General features: G+C 68.4%; 16 protein-coding genes, 1 tRNA gene and 1 pseudogene. 5 read left to right on the top strand and 13 right to left on the bottom strand.

Going from position 1 to position 18,706, the window contains the following annotated elements; genetic code table 11:
• Positions 1–21 precede the first annotated feature (21 nt).
• Both ID132_RS00170 and ID132_RS00165 read left to right on the top strand, forming a co-directional pair.
• Positions 22–381, top strand: a complete 360-nt coding sequence (locus ID132_RS00170; protein WP_125106845.1) for a hypothetical protein — start codon at positions 22–24, stop codon at positions 379–381.
• Between the two features lie 9 nt (positions 382–390).
• Positions 391–2,320: pseudogene (locus tag ID132_RS00165) on the top strand (ABC transporter ATP-binding protein).
• A 3-nt stretch (positions 2,321–2,323) separates the two neighbouring features.
• On the opposite strand, the gene ID132_RS00160 reads toward ID132_RS00165, so the two are convergent.
• The 8 genes from ID132_RS00160 to ID132_RS00130 all read right to left on the bottom strand — a co-directional run bounded on the left by ID132_RS00160 (position 2,324) and on the right by ID132_RS00130 (position 9,394).
• Positions 2,324–2,905, bottom strand: a complete 582-nt coding sequence (locus ID132_RS00160; RefSeq protein WP_125106843.1) for an isochorismatase family protein — start codon at positions 2,903–2,905, stop codon at positions 2,324–2,326.
• A 52-nt stretch (positions 2,906–2,957) separates the two neighbouring features.
• Positions 2,958–3,629 (bottom strand): D-alanyl-D-alanine carboxypeptidase, encoded by a 672-nt coding sequence (locus ID132_RS00155; protein WP_235988158.1) that lies wholly within the window; start codon positions 3,627–3,629, stop codon positions 2,958–2,960.
• Positions 3,529–4,221, bottom strand: coding sequence for a D-alanyl-D-alanine carboxypeptidase (locus ID132_RS00150; RefSeq protein ID WP_235988157.1), 693 nt, complete (start codon positions 4,219–4,221; stop codon positions 3,529–3,531). Before ID132_RS00150 ends, ID132_RS00155 begins: the two co-directional genes overlap by 101 nt.
• Before the next feature lie 167 nt (positions 4,222–4,388).
• Positions 4,389–5,819, bottom strand: coding sequence for an MFS transporter (locus tag ID132_RS00145; protein WP_193127551.1), 1,431 nt, complete (start codon positions 5,817–5,819; stop codon positions 4,389–4,391).
• A 106-nt stretch (positions 5,820–5,925) separates the two neighbouring features.
• Positions 5,926–6,225 (bottom strand): M20/M25/M40 family metallo-hydrolase, encoded by a 300-nt coding sequence (locus ID132_RS13035; RefSeq protein WP_211198180.1) that lies wholly within the window; start codon positions 6,223–6,225, stop codon positions 5,926–5,928.
• Positions 6,226–6,245: 20 nt separating this feature from the next.
• Positions 6,246–6,980, bottom strand: coding sequence for a M20/M25/M40 family metallo-hydrolase (locus ID132_RS00140; protein WP_235988154.1), 735 nt, complete (start codon positions 6,978–6,980; stop codon positions 6,246–6,248).
• Positions 6,981–7,147: 167 nt separating this feature from the next.
• Positions 7,148–8,371, bottom strand: coding sequence for a M24 family metallopeptidase (locus ID132_RS00135; RefSeq protein WP_193127550.1), 1,224 nt, complete (start codon positions 8,369–8,371; stop codon positions 7,148–7,150).
• 99 nt (positions 8,372–8,470) lie between these two features.
• The gene (locus ID132_RS00130; protein WP_193127549.1) at positions 8,471–9,394 is read right to left on the bottom strand and encodes a LysR family transcriptional regulator; all 924 of its coding nucleotides are present in this window, start codon (positions 9,392–9,394) and stop codon (positions 8,471–8,473) included.
• Between the two features lie 105 nt (positions 9,395–9,499).
• Between ID132_RS00130 and ID132_RS00125 the strand changes: the two genes are divergently transcribed.
• Positions 9,500–10,981 (top strand): aminotransferase class I/II-fold pyridoxal phosphate-dependent enzyme, encoded by a 1,482-nt coding sequence (locus tag ID132_RS00125; RefSeq protein ID WP_193127548.1) that lies wholly within the window; start codon positions 9,500–9,502, stop codon positions 10,979–10,981.
• Positions 10,982–11,058: 77 nt separating this feature from the next.
• On the opposite strand, the gene ID132_RS00120 is transcribed toward ID132_RS00125, so the two are convergent.
• Positions 11,059–12,468, bottom strand: coding sequence for a cation:dicarboxylate symporter family transporter (locus ID132_RS00120; protein WP_193127547.1), 1,410 nt, complete (start codon positions 12,466–12,468; stop codon positions 11,059–11,061).
• 155 nt (positions 12,469–12,623) lie between these two features.
• Here ID132_RS00120 and ID132_RS00115 point away from each other — a divergent pair, with 155 nt between their 5' ends.
• Both ID132_RS00115 and ID132_RS00110 read left to right on the top strand, forming a co-directional pair.
• The gene (locus tag ID132_RS00115) at positions 12,624–13,898 is read left to right on the top strand and encodes an ATP-binding protein (RefSeq protein ID WP_193127546.1); all 1,275 of its coding nucleotides are present in this window, start codon (positions 12,624–12,626) and stop codon (positions 13,896–13,898) included.
• Positions 13,895–14,590: a response regulator gene (locus ID132_RS00110; protein ID WP_193127545.1), complete on the top strand. Its 696-nt coding sequence runs from the start codon at positions 13,895–13,897 to the stop codon at positions 14,588–14,590. The genes ID132_RS00115 and ID132_RS00110 overlap by 4 nt, the downstream gene beginning before the upstream one ends.
• A gap of 497 nt (positions 14,591–15,087) precedes the next feature.
• Here ID132_RS00110 and ID132_RS00105 read toward each other — a convergent pair.
• The 4 genes from ID132_RS00105 to tmk all read right to left on the bottom strand — a co-directional run bounded on the left by ID132_RS00105 (position 15,088) and on the right by tmk (position 18,701).
• Positions 15,088–15,160, bottom strand: a tRNA-Thr gene (locus ID132_RS00105).
• 73 nt (positions 15,161–15,233) lie between these two features.
• Positions 15,234–16,880 carry an alpha/beta hydrolase gene (locus ID132_RS00100; protein WP_125106834.1) on the bottom strand — a complete coding sequence of 549 codons (1,647 nt, stop codon included), beginning with the start codon at positions 16,878–16,880 and terminating at the stop codon, positions 15,234–15,236.
• Positions 16,881–16,917: 37 nt separating this feature from the next.
• Positions 16,918–18,018: a DNA polymerase III subunit delta' gene (locus ID132_RS00095; protein WP_328743171.1), complete on the bottom strand. Its 1,101-nt coding sequence runs from the start codon at positions 18,016–18,018 to the stop codon at positions 16,918–16,920.
• Between the two features lie 56 nt (positions 18,019–18,074).
• The gene (gene tmk, locus ID132_RS00090; protein ID WP_193127543.1) at positions 18,075–18,701 is read right to left on the bottom strand and encodes a dTMP kinase; all 627 of its coding nucleotides are present in this window, start codon (positions 18,699–18,701) and stop codon (positions 18,075–18,077) included.
• Positions 18,702–18,706 lie beyond the last annotated feature (5 nt).

Genomic DNA, 18,706 nt, shown 5'->3' with positions numbered 1-18,706 from the left:
GACAACTCGTAGAATAGCGACATGGAAATTCTTAAGGACATCCTGCTCGTCTTCCACCTCGTGGGTGTTGCGGGACTCTTCGGCGGGTGGTTCCTGCAGATCAAGGCCATCGGCAAGGGCGAGGCCACGATTCCCGCGGGCATGCTGCACTCGGGCTGGCTTGCGCTACTCACGGGCCTCATCATGTTCGGCCTCAACGAGGCGCTCTACGACGTGACGATGGACATCCGCATCAAGCTCACGGTGAAGCTGCTGTTCCTCATCGTGATCATGGTGCTGCTCATGCTTAATCGCAAGAAGAACCCGGTGCCGTCGGGCGTCATGTGGACCGCCGGCGCGCTTACCTTTGCAAACATCGCCATCGCGGTGCTCTGGCACTAAGCACTAGCCGTGAGCAACTCTCGATCCCCCTTCGCGCGCGGCACCGACTCTTCGGCGCCGCGCGCGACGCTGCGGCAGCTGTGGCCGTACCTTTTCGCCGACAAGCGCATGCTCGCGCTGATCATCATCATCTCGCTCGTCGGCGCCGTCTTCTCGCTCACACAGCCGGTGCTCATGGGGCTGCTCATTCAGCAGGTCGAGCAGGGCGCGATGCAGTGGTGGATCGCGTGGCTGCTTGTCGCAGTCGTGATTCTCGCCGCGCTGCTCTCGGGCATGCAGCACTTCCTGCTGCAGCGCACGGGCGAGACGATCGTGCTCAACGCCCGGCGCAACCTCATTCGCAAGATCCTGCGCCTGCCGATCTCGGAGTTCGACGCGCGCCGCACTGGTGACCTCGTCTCGCGCGTCGGCAGCGACACGACGCTGCTGCGGGCCGTCCTCACGCAGGGCCTCATCGAGGCGATCGGCGGCGTGCTCACCTTCGCCGGCGCAATCGTGGCCATGCTCATCCTCGACTGGGTGCTGTTCCTCATCACCTTCGCCTGCGTCGCGATCTCGGCGGTCGTGGTTGTGGCGCTCGGCGGGCGCGTGATGCGCGCCTCCGCCGCCGCCCAGGCGAAGGTCGGCGAGCTCAGCTCCTCGACCGAGCGGGCGATCTCGGCGATGCGCACCCTGCGCGCCGCGAACGCGACCGAGCGCGAGGAGCGCAAGGTGATCGAGGACGCCGAGGGCGCGTACCGCCGCGGGCTCGACATCGCCGCGATCTCGGCCGTCATGGTGCCGGTGTCATTCCTCGCCCTGCAGCTCTCGCTCGTGCTCGTGCTCGGCGTCGGCGGCGCCCGCGTCGCCGCGGGGAGCCTCACGGTCGCCTCGCTCATCTCGTTCATCATGTTCCTCTTCCTCATGATCGCGCCGCTCACGCAATTCTTCGGCGCGATCTCGGCGGTCGCCTCGGCGCTCGGCGCGCTCGGCCGTATCGAGGAGATCGTCAACCTGCCCGACGAGGAGGCGAACGACCGCACGTCCTGCGCCGTCGTCGCGCTGCGCGGGCCCGCCAACGTCGACGCCGAGCCGTCGGCCCCCGCGATCGAGTTCGCGAACGTGTCGTTTCGCTACCCCGAGCGGGTCGTGCGGGCCGCGCAGGCGCGCGCCGACGCATCCGCCCGTTTCGACGGCTTCGTCACCGCTCGCGGCCGCGCTGCGCAGAAGGACGCCGACAAGCTGCTCATGATCGACGAGTCGACGCAGGTCGAGTCGCCGCTCGTACTCGACGAGGTCTCGTTCACGGTGCCGCGCGGCCACAAGGTCGCACTCGTCGGCCCNCTCGGGCGCCGGTAAGTCGACCTCGCTCGCGCTCATCGAGCGCTTCTATGACCCTATCTCGGGCGTTATCTCGCTCGGCGGCGTCGACCTCCGCGCGATCGAGCGACCCCAACTGCGCGACCAGCTCGGCTACGTGCAGCAGAACTCGCCGACGCTCGCGGGCACGATCCGCGACAACCTGCTGCTCGGCAACCCCGGCGCGAGCGATGACGAGTGCGTTGCCGTGCTGCGCCAGGTGAACCTCGGCGGCGTCGTCGACCGCTCCCCCGCGGGCCTGGATGCGCAGGTCGGCGAGTCGGGCGTGCGCCTGTCGGGCGGCGAGCAGCAGCGCCTTGCGATCGCGCGCACGCTGCTTTCGGCCCCGCCGGTGTTGCTGCTCGACGAGTCGACCTCGGCCCTCGACGGCGAGAACGAGGCGCTCATGCGCGGCGCCCTCGACACCGTCTCGGAGGGCCGCTCGATGCTGATGATCGCACACCGGCTCTCGACGGTCGTCGACGCCGACGAGATTCNCGTGCTCGATGGCGGCCGCATCATCGGCCGCGGTACGCACGAGCAGCTGCTCGAGACGACGCCGCTCTACCGCCGGCTCGCCGAATACCAGTTGCTCGCGTAGCGGCTACGCGACGCCGACGTACTCGATCTCGGCGCCGGCCTCTTCGAGTTCGTCGAGGGCGGCCGCCGAGGACTCGGGGGCGACGCCCGCGCAGAGGTCGCTCAGCACCCGCACCTTGAACCCGAGGCTCAGCGCCGCGAGCGCCGAGGCACGCACGCAGTGGTCGGTCGCGATGCCGACAATGTCGAGCTCGTGCACGTCGGCCTCGCGGAGCACCTCGAGCAGCGAGCGCTGCTGTTCGTCGACCCCCTGGAACGCCGAGTAGTCGGGCTTGCCCTGGCCCTTGCGCACCTCGGCGGTGAGCGCCGTGGTGTCGAGGTCGGGGTGGAACTCGGCGCCCTCGGTGCCGGCGACGCAGTGCACCGGCCACGAGTCGACGAAGTCGGGGGTCGCGGCGAAGTGCCCGCCGTTGTCGCCCTCGGCGTTGTGCCAGTCGCGCGAGGCGACGACGCACGCGTAGTCGTCGCCGTAGCGACGCAGGTGTTCTGAGATGTCTCGGGCAACCTGGCCGCCGCCGCTGCAGGCGAGGGCACCGCCCTCGGTGAAATCGTTCTGCACATCGACGATAAGGAGTCCGCGCGTCATAGGCCCAGCGTATCGAGCCGTGGGGCACGAGTCACCGGTTTTCGGGCGCGAGTTATCGGTTCGTGAGCTCGATGCCGCAGTTGTAGATGGCCGTTGCCGCCGCATCGAGCGCGTTGCGGTTCGTGATGGTCGTCGTGGTCGCGTCGGTTTCGGGGTTGGGCACCGCGACGAAGAGCGCGAAGGTGAGTTGCACGCCCTCGGGCAGCACCATGAAACCCGCCAGCGCGTAGACCTGGTCGGTATAGCCCGTCTTCGCCTGTACCGCGCCGTCGGGCACCCCGTTGATGCGCTGCTCAAGCGTGCCCGACTGCATGTTCTCGGGCAGGTAGTCGCGCAGGATCCCGAGGCCGTCGTCACCCGCGTCGATGAGCTCGAGCAGGCCGACGATCGTCGCGGCGCTGCCGCGGTTGTCGCGCGAGAGGCCCGAGCCGTCGGCGCCGACGAAGCCGGCCGTCGACACGTCCAGGGCGTCGAGCGCGAGCTGCTGCCCCGCATCCACGGCGTCGAAGTCGCTGCCGGCGCCGAGCTCGATCGCGACGAGGCGCGCGAGCACTTCGGCGATCACGTTGTCGCTGTCGAGCAGCATCGTCTCGACGAGCTGCTCGACCGTCGGCGACCAGACCTCAGCGATCGGTTCGCTGTCGGGCTCGATGCCGATCGTGTCGTCGACGTCGGCGCCGAGGGCGGCAGCAAAGGCGTCGGCCGCATCCTCCGATGGTGTCAGCGTGCGCGGCGAATATTCGGTCGTCGGGTCGGCGCGGCCGGCGTCGATCATGAGCGCGGAGATCGCCGAGGTCGAGCCGTCGACTCGGTCGGCGTCGTTCCAGCTTGGCTGCCAAGTGTCGCCGGTGAAGAGCGAGTCGTCGTAGCNTCACGGTGGTCGCGCCGCCAGCCGCGGTCACGGCATCGGCGAGCTCGGCGACTGACGCCGTGGCCTGCGCGTAGTAGCTCGTGGTCTGTGACTTCAGCGTCGGGTCGCCGCCGCCGACGAGGACGACACTGCCGGCCTCAGTGCCGGGGTAGACGGTGGTGGGCAGGCGGGTGTCGGCGCCGAGCGTCGACACCGCCGTGACCGCGGTCACGAGCTTCATGACGGATGCGGTCGGGGTCGCCTCGTCCTCCTGACGCGCGAAGAGCACCTCACCGGTGTCGGCGCGCTCGACGATGCCGTGGAAGTCGAGGGCGGCCGACGAGGTGACGTCGTCGGCGATCGAGCAGGTGCGCGGCGTCGACGAGCCGGTCGTCACGGTCGGATGCGGCACGACGACCTCGGTCGGGGTCGGCGTGGGTGCCGCCGACTCGGGCAGCAGACCCATGCGGGCGGCGCCTGCACCAAGCGCGAGCCCGCCGACGAGGGCGATCGCGAGCAGTGTCACCAGCCACGGCGCCCGCCGTCGCCCGGGCGCATCCGCCTGCTGCGTGTTCACACCGCTCCTTTCGACCGCCTTAGCCTACTTNTGCCCGGCCGTTGCCATCCGCGTGGTTAGGCGGGGGTGTTGATCTTGCCCACGAGCTTCTCTCCGCGAGCGACGCGCTTCTCATCGTCGCTGCCGGGGATCACGTTGCCGCGCAGCGACCGGCCCGCGGTCTCGTTAAACGTGAGCACCGAGATGAGGCCGATGAGGCCCGCAACGGCGAGGTAGAAGCCGGGCACGAGCGGGTTGCCCGTGACCTCGACGAGCCAGGTGTTCGCGGCACCAGCGGTGCCACCGAACAGGGCGGTCGAGATGTTGTAGCCGATCGCGAAGCCCGAATAGCGCACCGCGGTCGGGAACAGCGCCGGCAGCGTCGAAGAAATCGTCGAAATCACCATGACGAGGCAGATACCGAGGATGCCGAGGCCGAGCAGGTGCGACCACACGGCCTCGATCTGCAGCAGCATCACCGCCGGTACCGAGAGCACGACGAAGCCGAGGCTCGCCGTGATGAGCAGCGGCTTGCGCCCTATTCGGTCGCTCAACGCGCCGAACGGCACGATCACCGCCATCATGACCACCTGAATCGCGACGAGCGTCCAGTTCGACGCGACCGGGTCTTGCCCCAGCGTCGTCGCCATGTAACTCGGCATGTAGGTGAGCACGATGTAGAACGCGACGTTGATGAGGATCACGAAGCCGAAGAGCTTGAAGACCTGCTTCGGGTAGTGCTTGAAGAGGTTGCCGAGCGCCTTAAACGCCGACTCGTTCTCGTCGGTGTGCTTCGAGTCCTGCTTGAACGTCTCGGACTCCTGCAGGCTCGACCGCAGCCAGAGCGCGACGCCACCGAGCGCGAGGGTGACGAAGAACGGCACGCGCCACCAGAAGTCGAGCATGCCCTGTTCGCCGACGACGGCGGTGAGCGTGGTGCAGAGGATCGCCGCGCAGCTCGCGCCGAGCAGCGTGCCAAACTCGAGGAACGAGCCGTAGGCGCCGCGTCGGTTGTCGGGCGCGTGCTCCGACATGAACACGGCCGCGCCGGCGTACTCGCCGCCGGCCGAGAAGCCCTGCAGCATGCGCAGCAGCACGAGCAGCACGGGGGCGAGGAAGCCGACCTGCTCGAAGGTCGGCAGAATGCCGATGGCCGCGGTCGCGAGCGAGATGAGGATGATCGTCAACACGAGCACCTTCTGGCGGCCGACACGGTCGCCGAGCGGGCCGAGGATGATGCCGCCGAGCGGTCGCACCAGGAACGACACCGCGAAGGTGAGGAAGGCGAAGATCGTGGGCCACGCCCCCGAGTTGTCGCCGAACGTGAAGAAGTGGGCCGCGATGTACGTGACGAGGTAGCCGTAGATGCCGTAGTCGAACCACTCGATTGCGTTACCGAGGGCGGAACCGGCCACCGACTTGCGCGCCAGCTTCTTTTGGATAGGCGTGAGGTCGATCTCTTTGGTGATGGGTGGGAGTTCGTCGTACGGGGGTGGGGTCGCAGTCACCGGATTTCCTCTCTGCGCATGGCCGCGATCGGTGCGGCCAAGGTGCGCGCCTCGTGCGCGCTTGGGTCTCGGTGGGGCGATCCTTTCTTGCTCGAAGGCGGGTCGATCAGTTGGGGGTCTGCGCCGGGTGCCGGCCCGCGAGGGCGGCACGCACGGCCATAAGTGCGTAGGCGCGGGCGGCGAGATGCAGGTCGGAGACGAGCACGTGTTCGTCGGGTTGGTGCGCCTGCGTCGTGAGGTCTCCGGGGCCAAACACGAGGCAGTCCACGCCGTGATGGCGGTGCAGGAATCCGCCCTCGCACGCTGCGGTCCACACGCCCACCGAGCCGTCGCCGCCGGCGTCGCGCACCGCGTGCACCGCGGCGTTCACGAGTTCGGACTCCGGCTCCGTTTCGAATCCTGGCATCACCATCTCGACTTCCCCGCTCACGCGGATGCGGTCGGTGCCGACACGGGCTCGGTCACGGATCCTGCCGCGCGCGTCCGCAAGCAGGTTGTTGAGGATAGCATCCGGCTGCNGTCGGGCAGGATGCGGCGGTCGATCGTGAGCGTGCAGCGGTCGGCGACGATCGACGTGCCGTGGCCGCCCTCGACGGTGCCGACCGACCACGTGCCACTGCCGAGCACGGGATGCGGGTGGCGGCGCAACGCCGCGTCGTCGGCCTCGACCGCGGCGATCACCTCGATCGCCGCGACGATGGCGTTTGCACCCTCGTCCGGCTTGCCGGCGTGCGCGCTCGCACCCTCGAGATTGACGCGGACGTTCATCGCGCCGCGGCACGCGGTGATCGTCACGAGGTTCGTCGGCTCGGCGACGATGCAGGCACGGTAGCTGCCGACCGGCTCGTGCTCGATGTAGTGGAGCACGCCCTTCGCCCCGAGCTCCTCGTCGACCGTGACGACGAGGGTCATCGGCAGGTGCGGCAGCTCGGCATTCACCGCCGCCATCGCGGAGACGACGGCCGCGAGGCCGCCCTTCATGTCGGTCGTGCCGCGGCCGTAGAGCGCGTCGCCCTCCCGCAGGCAGGCGTAGGAGTCGCGCGTCCAGCCCTCCCCCGCGGGCACGACGTCGCTGTGGCCGAGAAACAGGATGCCGTCGCCGAGGCTGTGGTCACCGATCCGAGTGATGAGGTTGGGGCGCCCCGGCTCGACGGTCTGCATTTCCACCTCGGCGCCGAGCGCGCGCAGCGCGAACGCGAGCCGCGTCGCCGTCGCCTCCTCGGTGCCGCCGGGGTTCTCGCCGCCGACGCGCACGAGCTCGGCCGTGAGCTCGGCGATCGCGTCGGCGTCAAGCCGGTCGATGACGGCCTGTTCTGCGTCGGTGATACTCACGCCCCGCCTCCCGTGCTCGGCCGCAGCACGAGGTTGCGGGGCACGTCGGCGAAGGTCTCGACCCCGTTCGCTGTGACGCGGATCGCCTCCGAGGTCTCGAAGCCGTAGCCCTGCATCCACATGCCCGCGATGAGGTGGAAGGTCATGTTTTCGACGAGCACGGTCGGGTCATCGCGGCGCAGACTCACGGTGCGCTCGCCCCAGTCGGGCGGGTAGCCGATGCCGATCGAGTAGCCGAGGCGCGAGGCCTTCTCGTAGCCGGCGGCCGAGAGGACCTTGGTGAATGCCTCGCTCACGTCGTGCGCCGTGACGCCTGGGCGCGCTGCCGCGAGCGCGGCCTCGAGCGCGTCGGTCGTCGCGTCGGCGAGGCGGCGCAGCTCGGCGCTCGGGGTGCCGAGGTAGGCGGTACGCGCGATCGGTGAGTGGTAGCGGCGGTGGGCACCGGTGAGCTCGAGCGCAACGCCGGTCTCGTCGGGCAGCGGGTCGTGGCTCCAGGTGAGGTGGGGCGTGTCGGCGGCCGCGCCGACCATCATGAGTGGCACGATCGCCGGGTAGTCGCCCGCGGCATCATCGACCCCCCGCGCCTGCGCGGCCTGGATCGCCGCGGCAACCTCGTTTTGCGGCCGGCCGGGCACGAGCGCCTCGAGGCCCGCCGTCATCGCCGAGGTGGCGACGCGGCCTGCGATGCGCATGAGCTCGATCTCGGCGGGCGACTTCACGAGTCGCACCCAGCCGACGAGATCCTGGCTGTCGTCGAGTTGCCAGCCGGGCAGGTGCGCCCGCAGCGAGAGGAAGGTGCGCACCGTGAAGAAGTGCGCCTCGCCTTCGTAGCCGACCCGGCGCGGCTCGGAGCCGACACGATCGAGCAGTGCCTGTGCGATCCAGTCGCCGGGATGGCAGTCGGGCTGGTGGATGAGCGACTCGGGGTAGCCGAGGATCTGCTCTGGCGGGAAGGTGGTCGCGGTGCGGTGGGCGCCGTTCGCATCCATTTCGCGCATGATGAGCAGCGGCTCGCCGTCGAGCGGCAGAAACAGCACCTGTGGCATGTAGAACGACCACGCGTTGTAGCCCGTGAGGTAGTAGAGGTTCGCGGGGTCGGCCACGAGCAGGGCGTCAAAGCCGCCAGCACGCATCCGCTCCCGCACGCTGTCGCGCCGCGCGATGAACTCTGTTTCGCTGAACGGGGCGCCGATGCTCGGTCCAACGTGCGGCTGCGACATTCGTTTCCCTTCGACAGCACGGCGCTGGCTTGCGGCTTCGCGTCGTTACGACGGTGATGTGCTGGCAATACTGCCACGCTCCTCGACGAACGTCGTTAATTACCCCACGGATGCTGCGGGATTCACCTCGGCTGCCTCGATCAGCAGCTCTTCGAGGCGCGCGAGGGCGGCGGCACGACCCGGCTCGGGGGTGGCCGTCGCGACGAAGCGCACCCGGCGCATCCCCAGGTCTTGCACCGTCGGCCGCGCGACGACGCGGTAGCGGGTGTCGACGGCCGACTCGACGATGAGGCCGACGCCGACGCCCGCGGCGACGAACCCGTGCACGAGCGAGTAGTCCTCGCTCTGCAGGAGGGTGTTCGGCACGAAGCCAGCCGCGCCCGCTGCCGTGAGCAGCGCGCGCTCGGAGGCCTCGAGCACGCTGCGCGAGCGAATCCAGTCGGCCTCGGCGAGGTCGGCGAGGTCGATAACCTCCTGCGTAGCGAGCGGATGATCGGCGCCGAGCATGATGCGAAAGGGCTCGCGCTCGAGGGTCCGCTGGCGCAGCGCCGCGTCGGTCACCGAGGTGTCGCCGTCGAGGTCGTACAGCAGCGCGCAGTGCAGCGAGCCGTCGAGGAGCTGCTCTTGCAGCCCGAGCGGCTCGCCCTCGACGAGCTCGACCTGCACCGTGCGACCCGTGCCAAGCTTCGCGAGCACCTGCGGCAGGAGGCGTGCGCCGGCCGATTCGAAGGTACCCATGCGCAGCACGGGCCCGCCTGACTGACCGAGCTCGGCGACGTCGCGTTCGGCAACGCGCAGGCGGGTGAGCACGGCACGGGCGTGCTCGAGCATGAGCTCGCCGGCCGCCGTGAGCGCCGTGCCGGTGGCGCTCGAGACGACAAGCTCGGAGTCGAGGTGTCGCTCGAGCGCGCGCAGGTGGTGGCTGATCGTCGGTTGCCCATAGTGGAGGTCGCGGGCCGCGGCAGCGAGCGAGCCGGTGCGGGCGATCGCGTCGAGCACGGAGAGCTGGCGAAGGTCGAGCATACAAGCAGCCTAGGGCCGAGCACCCATGGCCACCATAGGGAGTATTGAGGGATCTCGACACTTCTGCGCTTGTGCCAAACCGACAGGTGGGGCAAAAATCTGCATATGACTGCCTTAAACGACTCCCAATACGCGGCCCCCTATTCCGAACAGCTGCAGGTCTTGGCGTCATTGCAGCTCGAACGCTACTTCGTGCCCGGCCACGGCGCCGACGCGGAGGGTTCGACGCATCTCACCCGCGTCTTCGGCGAGAAGGCCGTCGCCCTCGACTTCCCGATGATCCTCACCGAGTTTCCGCTCGCCGACCCGCAGATTCCCCTCGGCGACGCGCCCGACACGATGCAGCGCGCGCTCACGCTCGCGGCGGATGCGTGGGGCGCGAGCCGCGCCTGGTTCCTCACCAACGGTGCCTCGGCCGGCAACCAGATCGCGATGCTCGCGCTCGGCACGCTCGGTGACAAGCTCATCGTGCAGCGCAGCTGCCACTCGTCGACGATCGACGGCATGATGCTCGCGAACGTCGAGCCGGTCTTCATGCGGGCGTCGATGGACCTCCGCCTCAGCCTCGCGCGCGGCGTCACGCCGCAGCAGGTCTCCGAGGCCCTCACCGAGCATCCGGATGCCGCGGCCGTCTTCGTCGTCAGCCCGAGCTACTCGGGCGCCGTCGCCGACATCGCCGCGATCGCGAAGGTCGCCCACGACGCGGGCAAGCCGCTCATCGTCGACGAGGCGTGGGGCTCGCATTTCGGCTTCCACCCCGAGCTGCCGACGAACGCGATTCGCCTCGGCGCCGACCTCGTCATCTCGAGCACCCACAAGCTCGCCGGCAGCCTCACGCAGTCGGCGATGCTACTGCTCGGGCAGGGCCCGCACGCGGCCGCCCTGGGCGCCGCGGTCGACCGTGTCTCGAAGGTTGTCACCTCGACGAGCTCGAGCGCGCTGCTTATGGCGGCGCTCGACGAGACCCGTCGCTTCCTCGCCACCGAGGCGAGCACCGCGTTCAACCGCGGCCTCGAGTCGTCCGAGGAACTGCGGGTGCGCCTCGCCGAACACGGCCGCTTCACCGAGGCGCGCGAGCAGCAGCTCGCGGCCGAGGACACGATCGCGATCGACCCGTTCAAGCTCGTCATTGACACCCGCTCGGGCAACATCGGTGGCTTCGAGACGTACCAGCACCTCGCCTACGAGCAGCGTGTGGTGCCCGAGCTCGCGACCGACGGGGCCGTGGTGTTCGTGCTCGGCGCCGCTCGCACCGCGAATGTTGACCGCTTCATGCGCGCGATCGACGCACTGCCCGAGATGCCGAGCAACGCGATCGCCGCCCGCGTCGTCGACCCGGGCCCCCGCGCAATGTCGCTGCGCGACGCGTTCTTCGCGCCGAGCGAGGTCGTGCTCGCGAAGGATGCGGTGGGTCGCGTCTCGAGCGACTCGCTCGCGGCCTACCCGCCCGGTGTCCCGAACCTCACACCCGGCGAGACGATCACCGAGGAGATCGTCGACTACCTGCAAGCCGTCGCCGCCGCCCCGATGGGCTACGTGCGCGGCGCGGTCGATCCGGCCGCCGCGACCTTCCGCGTCGTCAAGTAGCGGCGGCAGAGCGCGACAGCAGGGCCCGGTGGCGGGTTGCGCCGGCCGGGCCCTGTTGTGGGTTACCTCGGTAGTGGTTAGCGCGAGTCGGCCTGCTCGAGCTGCGCGCCCGGCTTGGCCGCCGCATCCTCAGCCGCATCGTGCTCGCCGACGCCGTGGTCGTCGGCGCCGAGCGTCGACTCGTCGAACGGCAGTTGACCCGAGAGCACGAGGCGCACGCGCTCCATGTCGACCTGCTTCGTCCACGTGCCGATGAGCAGGGTAGCGATGGCGTTACCGCTGAAGTTTGTGATGGCCCGACCCTCCGACATGAAGCGGTCGATGCCGACGATGACGCCGACGCCGCCGACGAGGTCGGGGCGGTACGCCTGCAGGCCCGCGGCGAGCGTCGCGAGGCCCGCGCCGGTGACGCCCGCGGCGCCCTTCGAGGCGATGATCATGAACACGAGCAGGCCGATCTGCTCACCGATCGACATGGGCGAGCCCATACCCGAGGCGATGAAGAGCGACGCCATCGTGAGGTAGATCGCGGTGCCGTCGAGGTTGAACGAGTAGCCCGTGGGCACCGTGATGCCGACGACGGGCTTCGCGACACCGAGGTGCTCCATCTTCGCGATGAGACGCGGCAGCGCCGACTCCGACGAGCTCGTGCCGACGATGAGCAGGTACTCGCGGCCGAGGTAGCCGATGAGGCGGAACACGTTCACCCGCGTGAACGCGTAAAGCAGCGTACCGAGCACCACCACGACGAAGAGGAAGCAAGTGATGTAGAACGCAACCATGAGCAAGCCGAGGCTGAAGATCGCGCTGATGCCGGTCTTGCCGATGACGGCGGCGATCGCACCGAACGCACCAATCGGGGCGAGCCAGAGAATCATGCTGAGGATGCGGAAGACGAGCGTCTGCAGCTGCTTCACAACGCCAAGGATCGGCGTGCCGCGCTTGCCGAGCCCCTGCAGCGCGAAGCCGGTGATGAGCGCGATGAAGAGCACCTGCAGCACATTCTCGCCCGTGAACGGCGAGAAGAAGGTGGTGGGGATGATGCCGAGCAGGAAGTCGGTCGTGCCCTGCGCCTCGGCGGTCGCCTCGTAGGTCGAGCCCGCGATGTTCAGGCCGTCGCCCGGGTGGATGATGTTGCCCACGACGAGACCGATTGGGAGCGCGAACGTCGACATCACCAGGAAGTAAATGAGCGCGAGGCCACCGATCTTGCCGACCGTCGCGGCTTTGGCGATCGAGCCCACGCCGACGACGATCGTGCAGAAGATGATCGGCGCGATCATCATCTTGATGAGCCCGACGAACGCGGTGCCGAGCGGCTCGAGGCCGATCGCGAAGTCGGGCGCTGCGAGTCCGACGATCGCGCCGAGCACGACCGCGCCGATCACCGAAACGTAGAGCCAGGTGTGCTTGTCCCAGCCGGCGATCCCGCGCGGTTTTGCCGCAGTCTGGGCCGCACCCGTGGGTGTCTGATTCGAAAGAGCCATCATTGCCTCCGTTGTGAACTTCGTTGTCACGTGCGGGCGGGCACCCGTACTTCCATTTACCCTGGGGTGTGCACGCGCGCGGACCCCGCTTGTGGTCGTATTGGTCTTCGCGCGCACGTCGCACGTCGACCGCACACGAGGGAGGGGTGGGTCTGATGGCACGATTTCGCTGGAGCGCCGCGACGCTCGTATTCGTGCTCGTCGCGCTCGCCTCGGCCCTGTTCATGGCGGTCACGTCGACCTACCTCGTCATCGACGCGCTCGCCGATGCCCGCGGCGACGCAACGACAACGACACACGCTGTGTCGATCGCGCTCGCCGACTCCCCGCTCGTGCGTGAGGCGCTCGCGGACGACGACGCCGCGACCGAGACCCTCCAGCCCGTCGTGACCGAGGTAGAGCACGACGCTGGCCTCGACTTCGTGACGATCATGCGGCCCGACGGAACGCGCGTCACGCATCCAACCGACACGCAGGTCGGCGCGCACTACCTCGGCACGATTCCGGATGCGCCCGAGCCGCTCTCCGAAGAGTTTGTCGGCTCGCTCGGGGCCTCTCTCCGCACGATCGTGCCGGTGCTCGACGACGACCAGGTCGTCGGCTGGGTCTCCTCCGGCATCACGATCCGGAGCATCGACGCCGGGCTGCCGCAGCGACTCGCGACGGTCGCGATCGTGTCGCTGTTCGTACTGCTGCTTGGCCTCGGCGGCGCGGTGCTCGCGCGCCGGGGCATCCGTCAACTCGCCGGCGACCTGCCGGCCTCAACAATCCGCGACGCCGTGTCATCGCGCGAGTCGGTGCGCACGCTGAGCTCGGCGATGCGCGCCCAGGCCCATGAGCATGGCAACCGCCTGCACACCGCCGTTGGCTTGCTCGAGCTGGGACGCACCGACGAGGCCATCAGCATCCTTACCGAAACCGCGGGGCGGCAACAGCTGCTGCTCGATATCGCCGCCGACGGCAGCCGGCTCGAGCCCGCTGTGCAGGCACTCCTGCTCGGCAAGGCGTCAGCCGCGGCAGAGCGCGGCATCGAGTGGTCGATCGAGATCGACCCCGCGGCACCGCGCTGGACACTCACTGCGGTCGACGCCGTCTCGGTGTGCGGCAACCTCATCGACAATGCCCTCGACGCGGCAGGCGAGAGCGAGGCGGCGCGGTGGGTCGAAGTGTCGATCATGCCCGGCGCGGACGGCGCGGTCGTCTTCGCGATCGCCGACAGCGGGCCCGGCTTCGCGCCCGGCATCGAGGCGCGGATGTTTGAGGAGGGCGTCTCGTCGAAGCCAGCCGACGCGTCGGGTCGCGGCATCGGCCTCGCCCTCGTACGATCGATCGTCGACGCGGCAGGCGGCACGATCGAGGTGAGCAAGGCACCGACGCTGTTCACGGTGACGCTGCCGGGCCGTGCCGTGCAGGAGGAGGGTCAACGGTGATCAATGTGCTGCTCGTCGACGATGAGCCCCTCGTCCTCGAAGCGCACCGCGAATACGTCGGGCGCATCGACGGCTTTCGTGTCGTGGCCGAGGCCTCCGGGGCCCGGGCCGCCCTCGACCGGCTCGCCCCGAACATCCATGGCGGGGGCGGCGACACGATCGACCTCGTGCTGCTCGACATGACGATGCCCGACGGCACTGGGGTCGACGTGCTGCGGTACGCGCGGGCGAAGGCGACGCCGGTCGACGTCATTGCCCTCACAAGCGTGCGCGACCCCGAGGTGGTGCGGCAGGTGATCATGCTCGGCGCCGTGCAATACCTCGTGAAGCCGTTCACCTTCGCCGATTTTCGGGAGAGGCTCGCGCAGTACCGCGACTATCGGGCGCGCCTGCGGAACGCGTCGGGCGCGGCGACGCAGTCTGAGATCGACGCGATGATCGGCGCCCTGCGGCCGGCGCCGACGGCGCTGCCGAAGGGGTTATCGCCGCAGTCGCTCGAGGCGGTGCTCGCCGTCGTGCGCGCGCGGGCGCAGGTGACGGCAGCCGAAGCGGCCGAGGTCGCGGGCATGTCGCGCGTGACGGCGCGGCGCTACCTTGAGCACCTGGCTGAGCTCGGCAGTGTCGAGCGCGTGGCGCACTACGGCACCGGCGGTCGGCCGCGCTCGGAGTACCGCTGGCGCGGTGCGCGGTAGTTGATGCTCTTCGTGGGCGGTGGGCGGCCTGACGTGTCTTTTTGGCGCTGTCAACGACGCAGCGTGAGTGTTTGTGGCGCTGTCACCGACGCGGTGAGCCAGGTTGTGGCGCTCTCTCCGACGAGCGCGAACGGTGGTGGCGCGCTCAGCGACAAGTGGCGCGATGCTGACGACGCCGCTTGTCGCTGACGGCGCCAATTCGCACCATCGGTGCCGCCCCAACCGCGACACCCCTGGTTCGAAGGACGCTGTCGAAGTGGCGGTGCAGCGGCAGCCCGAACCCACGGGCCGAGTTGCCGCACGCGGCGCGTGGATGCGAGCTGCTCGTCGCCGCCGAATCGGGCGACGCGCTCGGCGACCCGTTGGCCGTCGAGCACCACAACGCGCCCCTCGAAGCGAGGCTCGCGCAGCTCGACCGAGCCCGAACATCCGCCTGCACCGAAACGCCCCGGTCACCTTCGCGCTGCTGCGCGGGTGACCGGGGCGTGTGTTGTCGGAGCCGCCTACCAGAATCGAACTGGTGACCTATTCATTACGAGTGAATCGCTCTACCGACTGAGCTAAGGCGGCGTGCCGCCAGTGACAGGCGACACGAAATCTTATCGTACGTTTCGTGTCGCGCGCCACTCGGGGCAAATCAGCGCTAACAGTTGATGTCGCCCTCGGGCAGGTTGCCCGTGATGAGGTAGTCGTCGACGGTGCCGATGACGCACTCGCTGCCCTCGTCGTAGGCGATGTGGCCCTCGCCCTCGTAGACGAGCAGCGACGCCGACTCGAGCTGCTCGGCGACGGCCTCGGCCCACTTCAGCGGGGTTGCGGGGTCGTTCGTCGTCGCGACGACGAGCACGGGGGCCGCGCCGGCGCCCACGACGGGCTCCTGCTCGGTCACGCGCGACTGCACGGGCCAGTTCTCGCAGGTGACATCGCCGACCTCGAGCTGTGCCTCGGTCATTGGCGCCTGGAACAGCGTGACGTCCTGCAGCTTCTGGTTGAACGCCTTGATCGTCGCCTTGTCGGTCACGAGCGGGTAATCGAGGCAGTTGATCGCGGTGAACGCCTCTTCCTGGTTCGAGTAGTAGGTGCCGCTCGGGTCGCGACCGTTGTACGAGTCGGTGAGCGAGAAGAAGATGCTCGAGTCCTTGTTGCGCTCCCACTGCACGAACGCCTGTGTGACGTACTGCCAGCTCGTCTCGTCGTACATGCCAGCGACGATCGCCTGGTAGATGACGCTTGAAGTGAAGACGCGGCCATCGGCGGCGCGCGGGGTCGTCTCGTCAACGTCGTTCATGATGTCGCTGATCTCGTCGATCGCACCGTCGACGCCGCCCGCCTGGTCGAACGGGCACTCGGCCGAGGTGAGGCAGTCCTCGAGATACGCGCGGATCGAGTCGCTGAACTTCTCCTGTTGGTCGAGGATCACGTCGAACATCGGCACGGTCGGGTCAGTCGCGCCATCGAGCACGACACGGCCAACCTGCTCGGGGAACATGTCGATGTACTGGGCCCCGATGTCGGTGCCGTACGAGAAACCGAAGTAGTTCAGTGCGCTGCCTTCACCCACGACGTAGCGGAGCATGTCGAGGTCCTGCACCGTCGACTTCGTGTCGACGTACTCGAGCAGCGGGCCGGTGTTCTCGTAGCAGGAGTCGCCGAACGCGGCGGCCTTCGCCTGCTGGTAGGCGAGCAGCTCATCTTCGCTCATGTCGGCGTAGCCGTCGGGCACGCCGTAGAGGTAGTCGTCCATGCCCGCGTCGTCGACGCAGTAGACCGCGCTCGAGTAACCGACGCCGCGGGGGTCCCAGCCGACGATGTCGAAGTTCTCGCGCAGATCGCTCGAGAACATGTAGTCGCCACTCTGAGCAACGAAGTCGACGCCGCCCGCGCCCGGGCCACCCGGGTTCGTGAACAGCGCGCCTTGCGAGTTGCCGCCTGTGGCGGGCAGCTTCACGAGCGCGAGCTCGATCGGGTCATCTGAGCCGGGCTCGGCCCAGTTCAGGGGCGCGTCGACGTAGGCACACTCGGCGGTATCGTCGACCGCCGCGTACTCCTCGGGACACTCGCCCCACTCGATGCCCTGCTCGTAAAAGTCTTCGCCGCCCGGCGCCACCGACTCGGGGATGCCCACGGCGCCCTCGCTACCGCCGTCGTTCTCTTCCTCGTTCGACTGCTGCTCGTCGGGCGTCTGGAGCTCCTGAATCAGGGTGCAGCCGCTGAGCACGAGGGATGCGGTGAGCGTGATCGCCCCGGCGCCAATCAGTCTTGCTCGTCGTCGCTTCGCTGCTTCTCGCATCGGTGTCCTCTCAGCGCGGGCTTCGGGCGGGGTCGCGCTAGCTCGAGCCGATGGCGTAACCGATCAGCAATTCTTCGAGCGCGAGCTGCGGCGGCACATTTGCCGCCAATCGTTCGCGCACCAGCGCAATTGCTTCAATGCTAGCGATCGTGTGCCACGCGGGCGCGCGATTTGCGACGGCTTCGAGTTCGCCACGTCGAGATTCATTCACGAGCGGCACGCCAACTTGCAACTTCAGCATGAGGAGATCGCGCAGCAGCGACTGTATGTCGGTGAGGATGCGATCGACACCGTCGATCGTCGCGCGCTTCGCAACCCTCTTCTGCTGTTCTTCCAAGTCACGAAAAATCTTCTGCAGCTTGCGTGGAACGGGTTTGCCAGGTTCGAGACCCAGATCGCGGTAGGTTTCCAATTTTTCACGCTCTGCTCGCTCGGCGAAGTGTGCTTCACCGTCGGACTTTGCGATGTCTGTCCATTCCTGAGCCTTTCGCACCGCGTCTCCGACCGTCGCGAGTCCAAGCACACCGTCGAGGGAGGCATCGCGTCGTCGCCAGGCCTCAGGGGAAGTGACGAGCCGCGAGGCCATTCCAACGTGCGACTGCGCCTCGCGGGCCGCGCGCATGGCGGTCTCGTGGTCGATGCCGTGGCGACGCTCAAGGAGATCGGCCACGTCTTCAACCTTTGGAGTGGTCAGCGGAACGACCCTTACGCGTGATCGGATCGTCGGCAACAAGTCCGCTTCGCTTGGGGCACATAGCACCCAAACGGTCGTGTCGACTGGTTCCTCGATCGCCTTGAGCAGTGTGTTTGAAGAACGCTCGACAATGCGATCCGCGTCTTCGATCACTATTACTCGGAAGTCAGCCGTCGTGGGAGAGTTGGCTGCGCGACCGACCAGACTTCGTGCTGTCTTGATGTCGATCGATACTGTCTCGGTCGCGACGGCGGTCAGGTCGGCGTGGCTGCGCGCGGCGACCTGCTGGCAACTCGGGCAGACGCCGCAGCCGTTGTCGGGGCAGAGCAGCGCGGCGGCGAAGGCGTACGCGATCGTCGAGCGGCCCGAACCCGCGGGCCCGGTGACGAGCCACGAGTTGGTAAAGGCCTGCGGATCTTCGGCGCCACGGCGGGCGCCGAGCACGGCGCGCTGGAAAGTCCCGACCGCTCGCGGCTGGCCGACGACCTCATCCCAGACACTCACGCTTGCTGCAACTCCTCAAGCTTCGCCTCGACGAGCCGGCGGATCTCGTCGCTCACGAGCCGCTCGGGGCGGTCGGCATCGACGACATGGATGCGCTCCGGCTCCTCCCCCGCGAGCTTGAGAAATTGCTCGCGCACGTTCAGGTGGAATTCGAGGCCGAGCGACTCGAGGCGATCGAGGCGACCGCGACCGGTGCGCATCCGCTGCATTGCAATCTCGGGCTTGAGGTCAAGCAGCACCGTGAGGTCGGGCATAAGCCCGTCGGCGGCCCACATCGAGAGGTCGCGAATCTGCTGCTCGCCGAGGCCGCGCCCGCGGCCCTGATAGACGATCGACGAGTCGAGATAGCGGTCCTGCACCACGATCGCCCCGCGCTCGAGGGCGGGCCTCACGAGGGATTGGATGTGGTGGGCTCGGTCGGCCGCGAAGATGAGCGCCTCGGCGCGGTCCGAGAGGTCGTCCGGGCCGTGGAGCACGATGTTGCGCAGTTGCTTGCCGAGCTCGGTGCCACCGGGTTCGCGCGTCTGCACGACCTCGTGGCCGAGGCCGCGCAACCACTCGACAACGCGGGTGGCGTGCGACGACTTGCCCGTACCATCCCCGCCCTCGAAGGTAATGAACATGCCCC

Source organism: Gulosibacter sediminis, assembly GCF_014904065.1.
GTDB lineage: Bacteria > Actinomycetota > Actinomycetes > Actinomycetales > Microbacteriaceae > Gulosibacter > Gulosibacter sediminis.
Note: the sequence above shows the minus strand (reverse complement) of the source record. Positions and strands in the feature narration are given on the sequence as shown.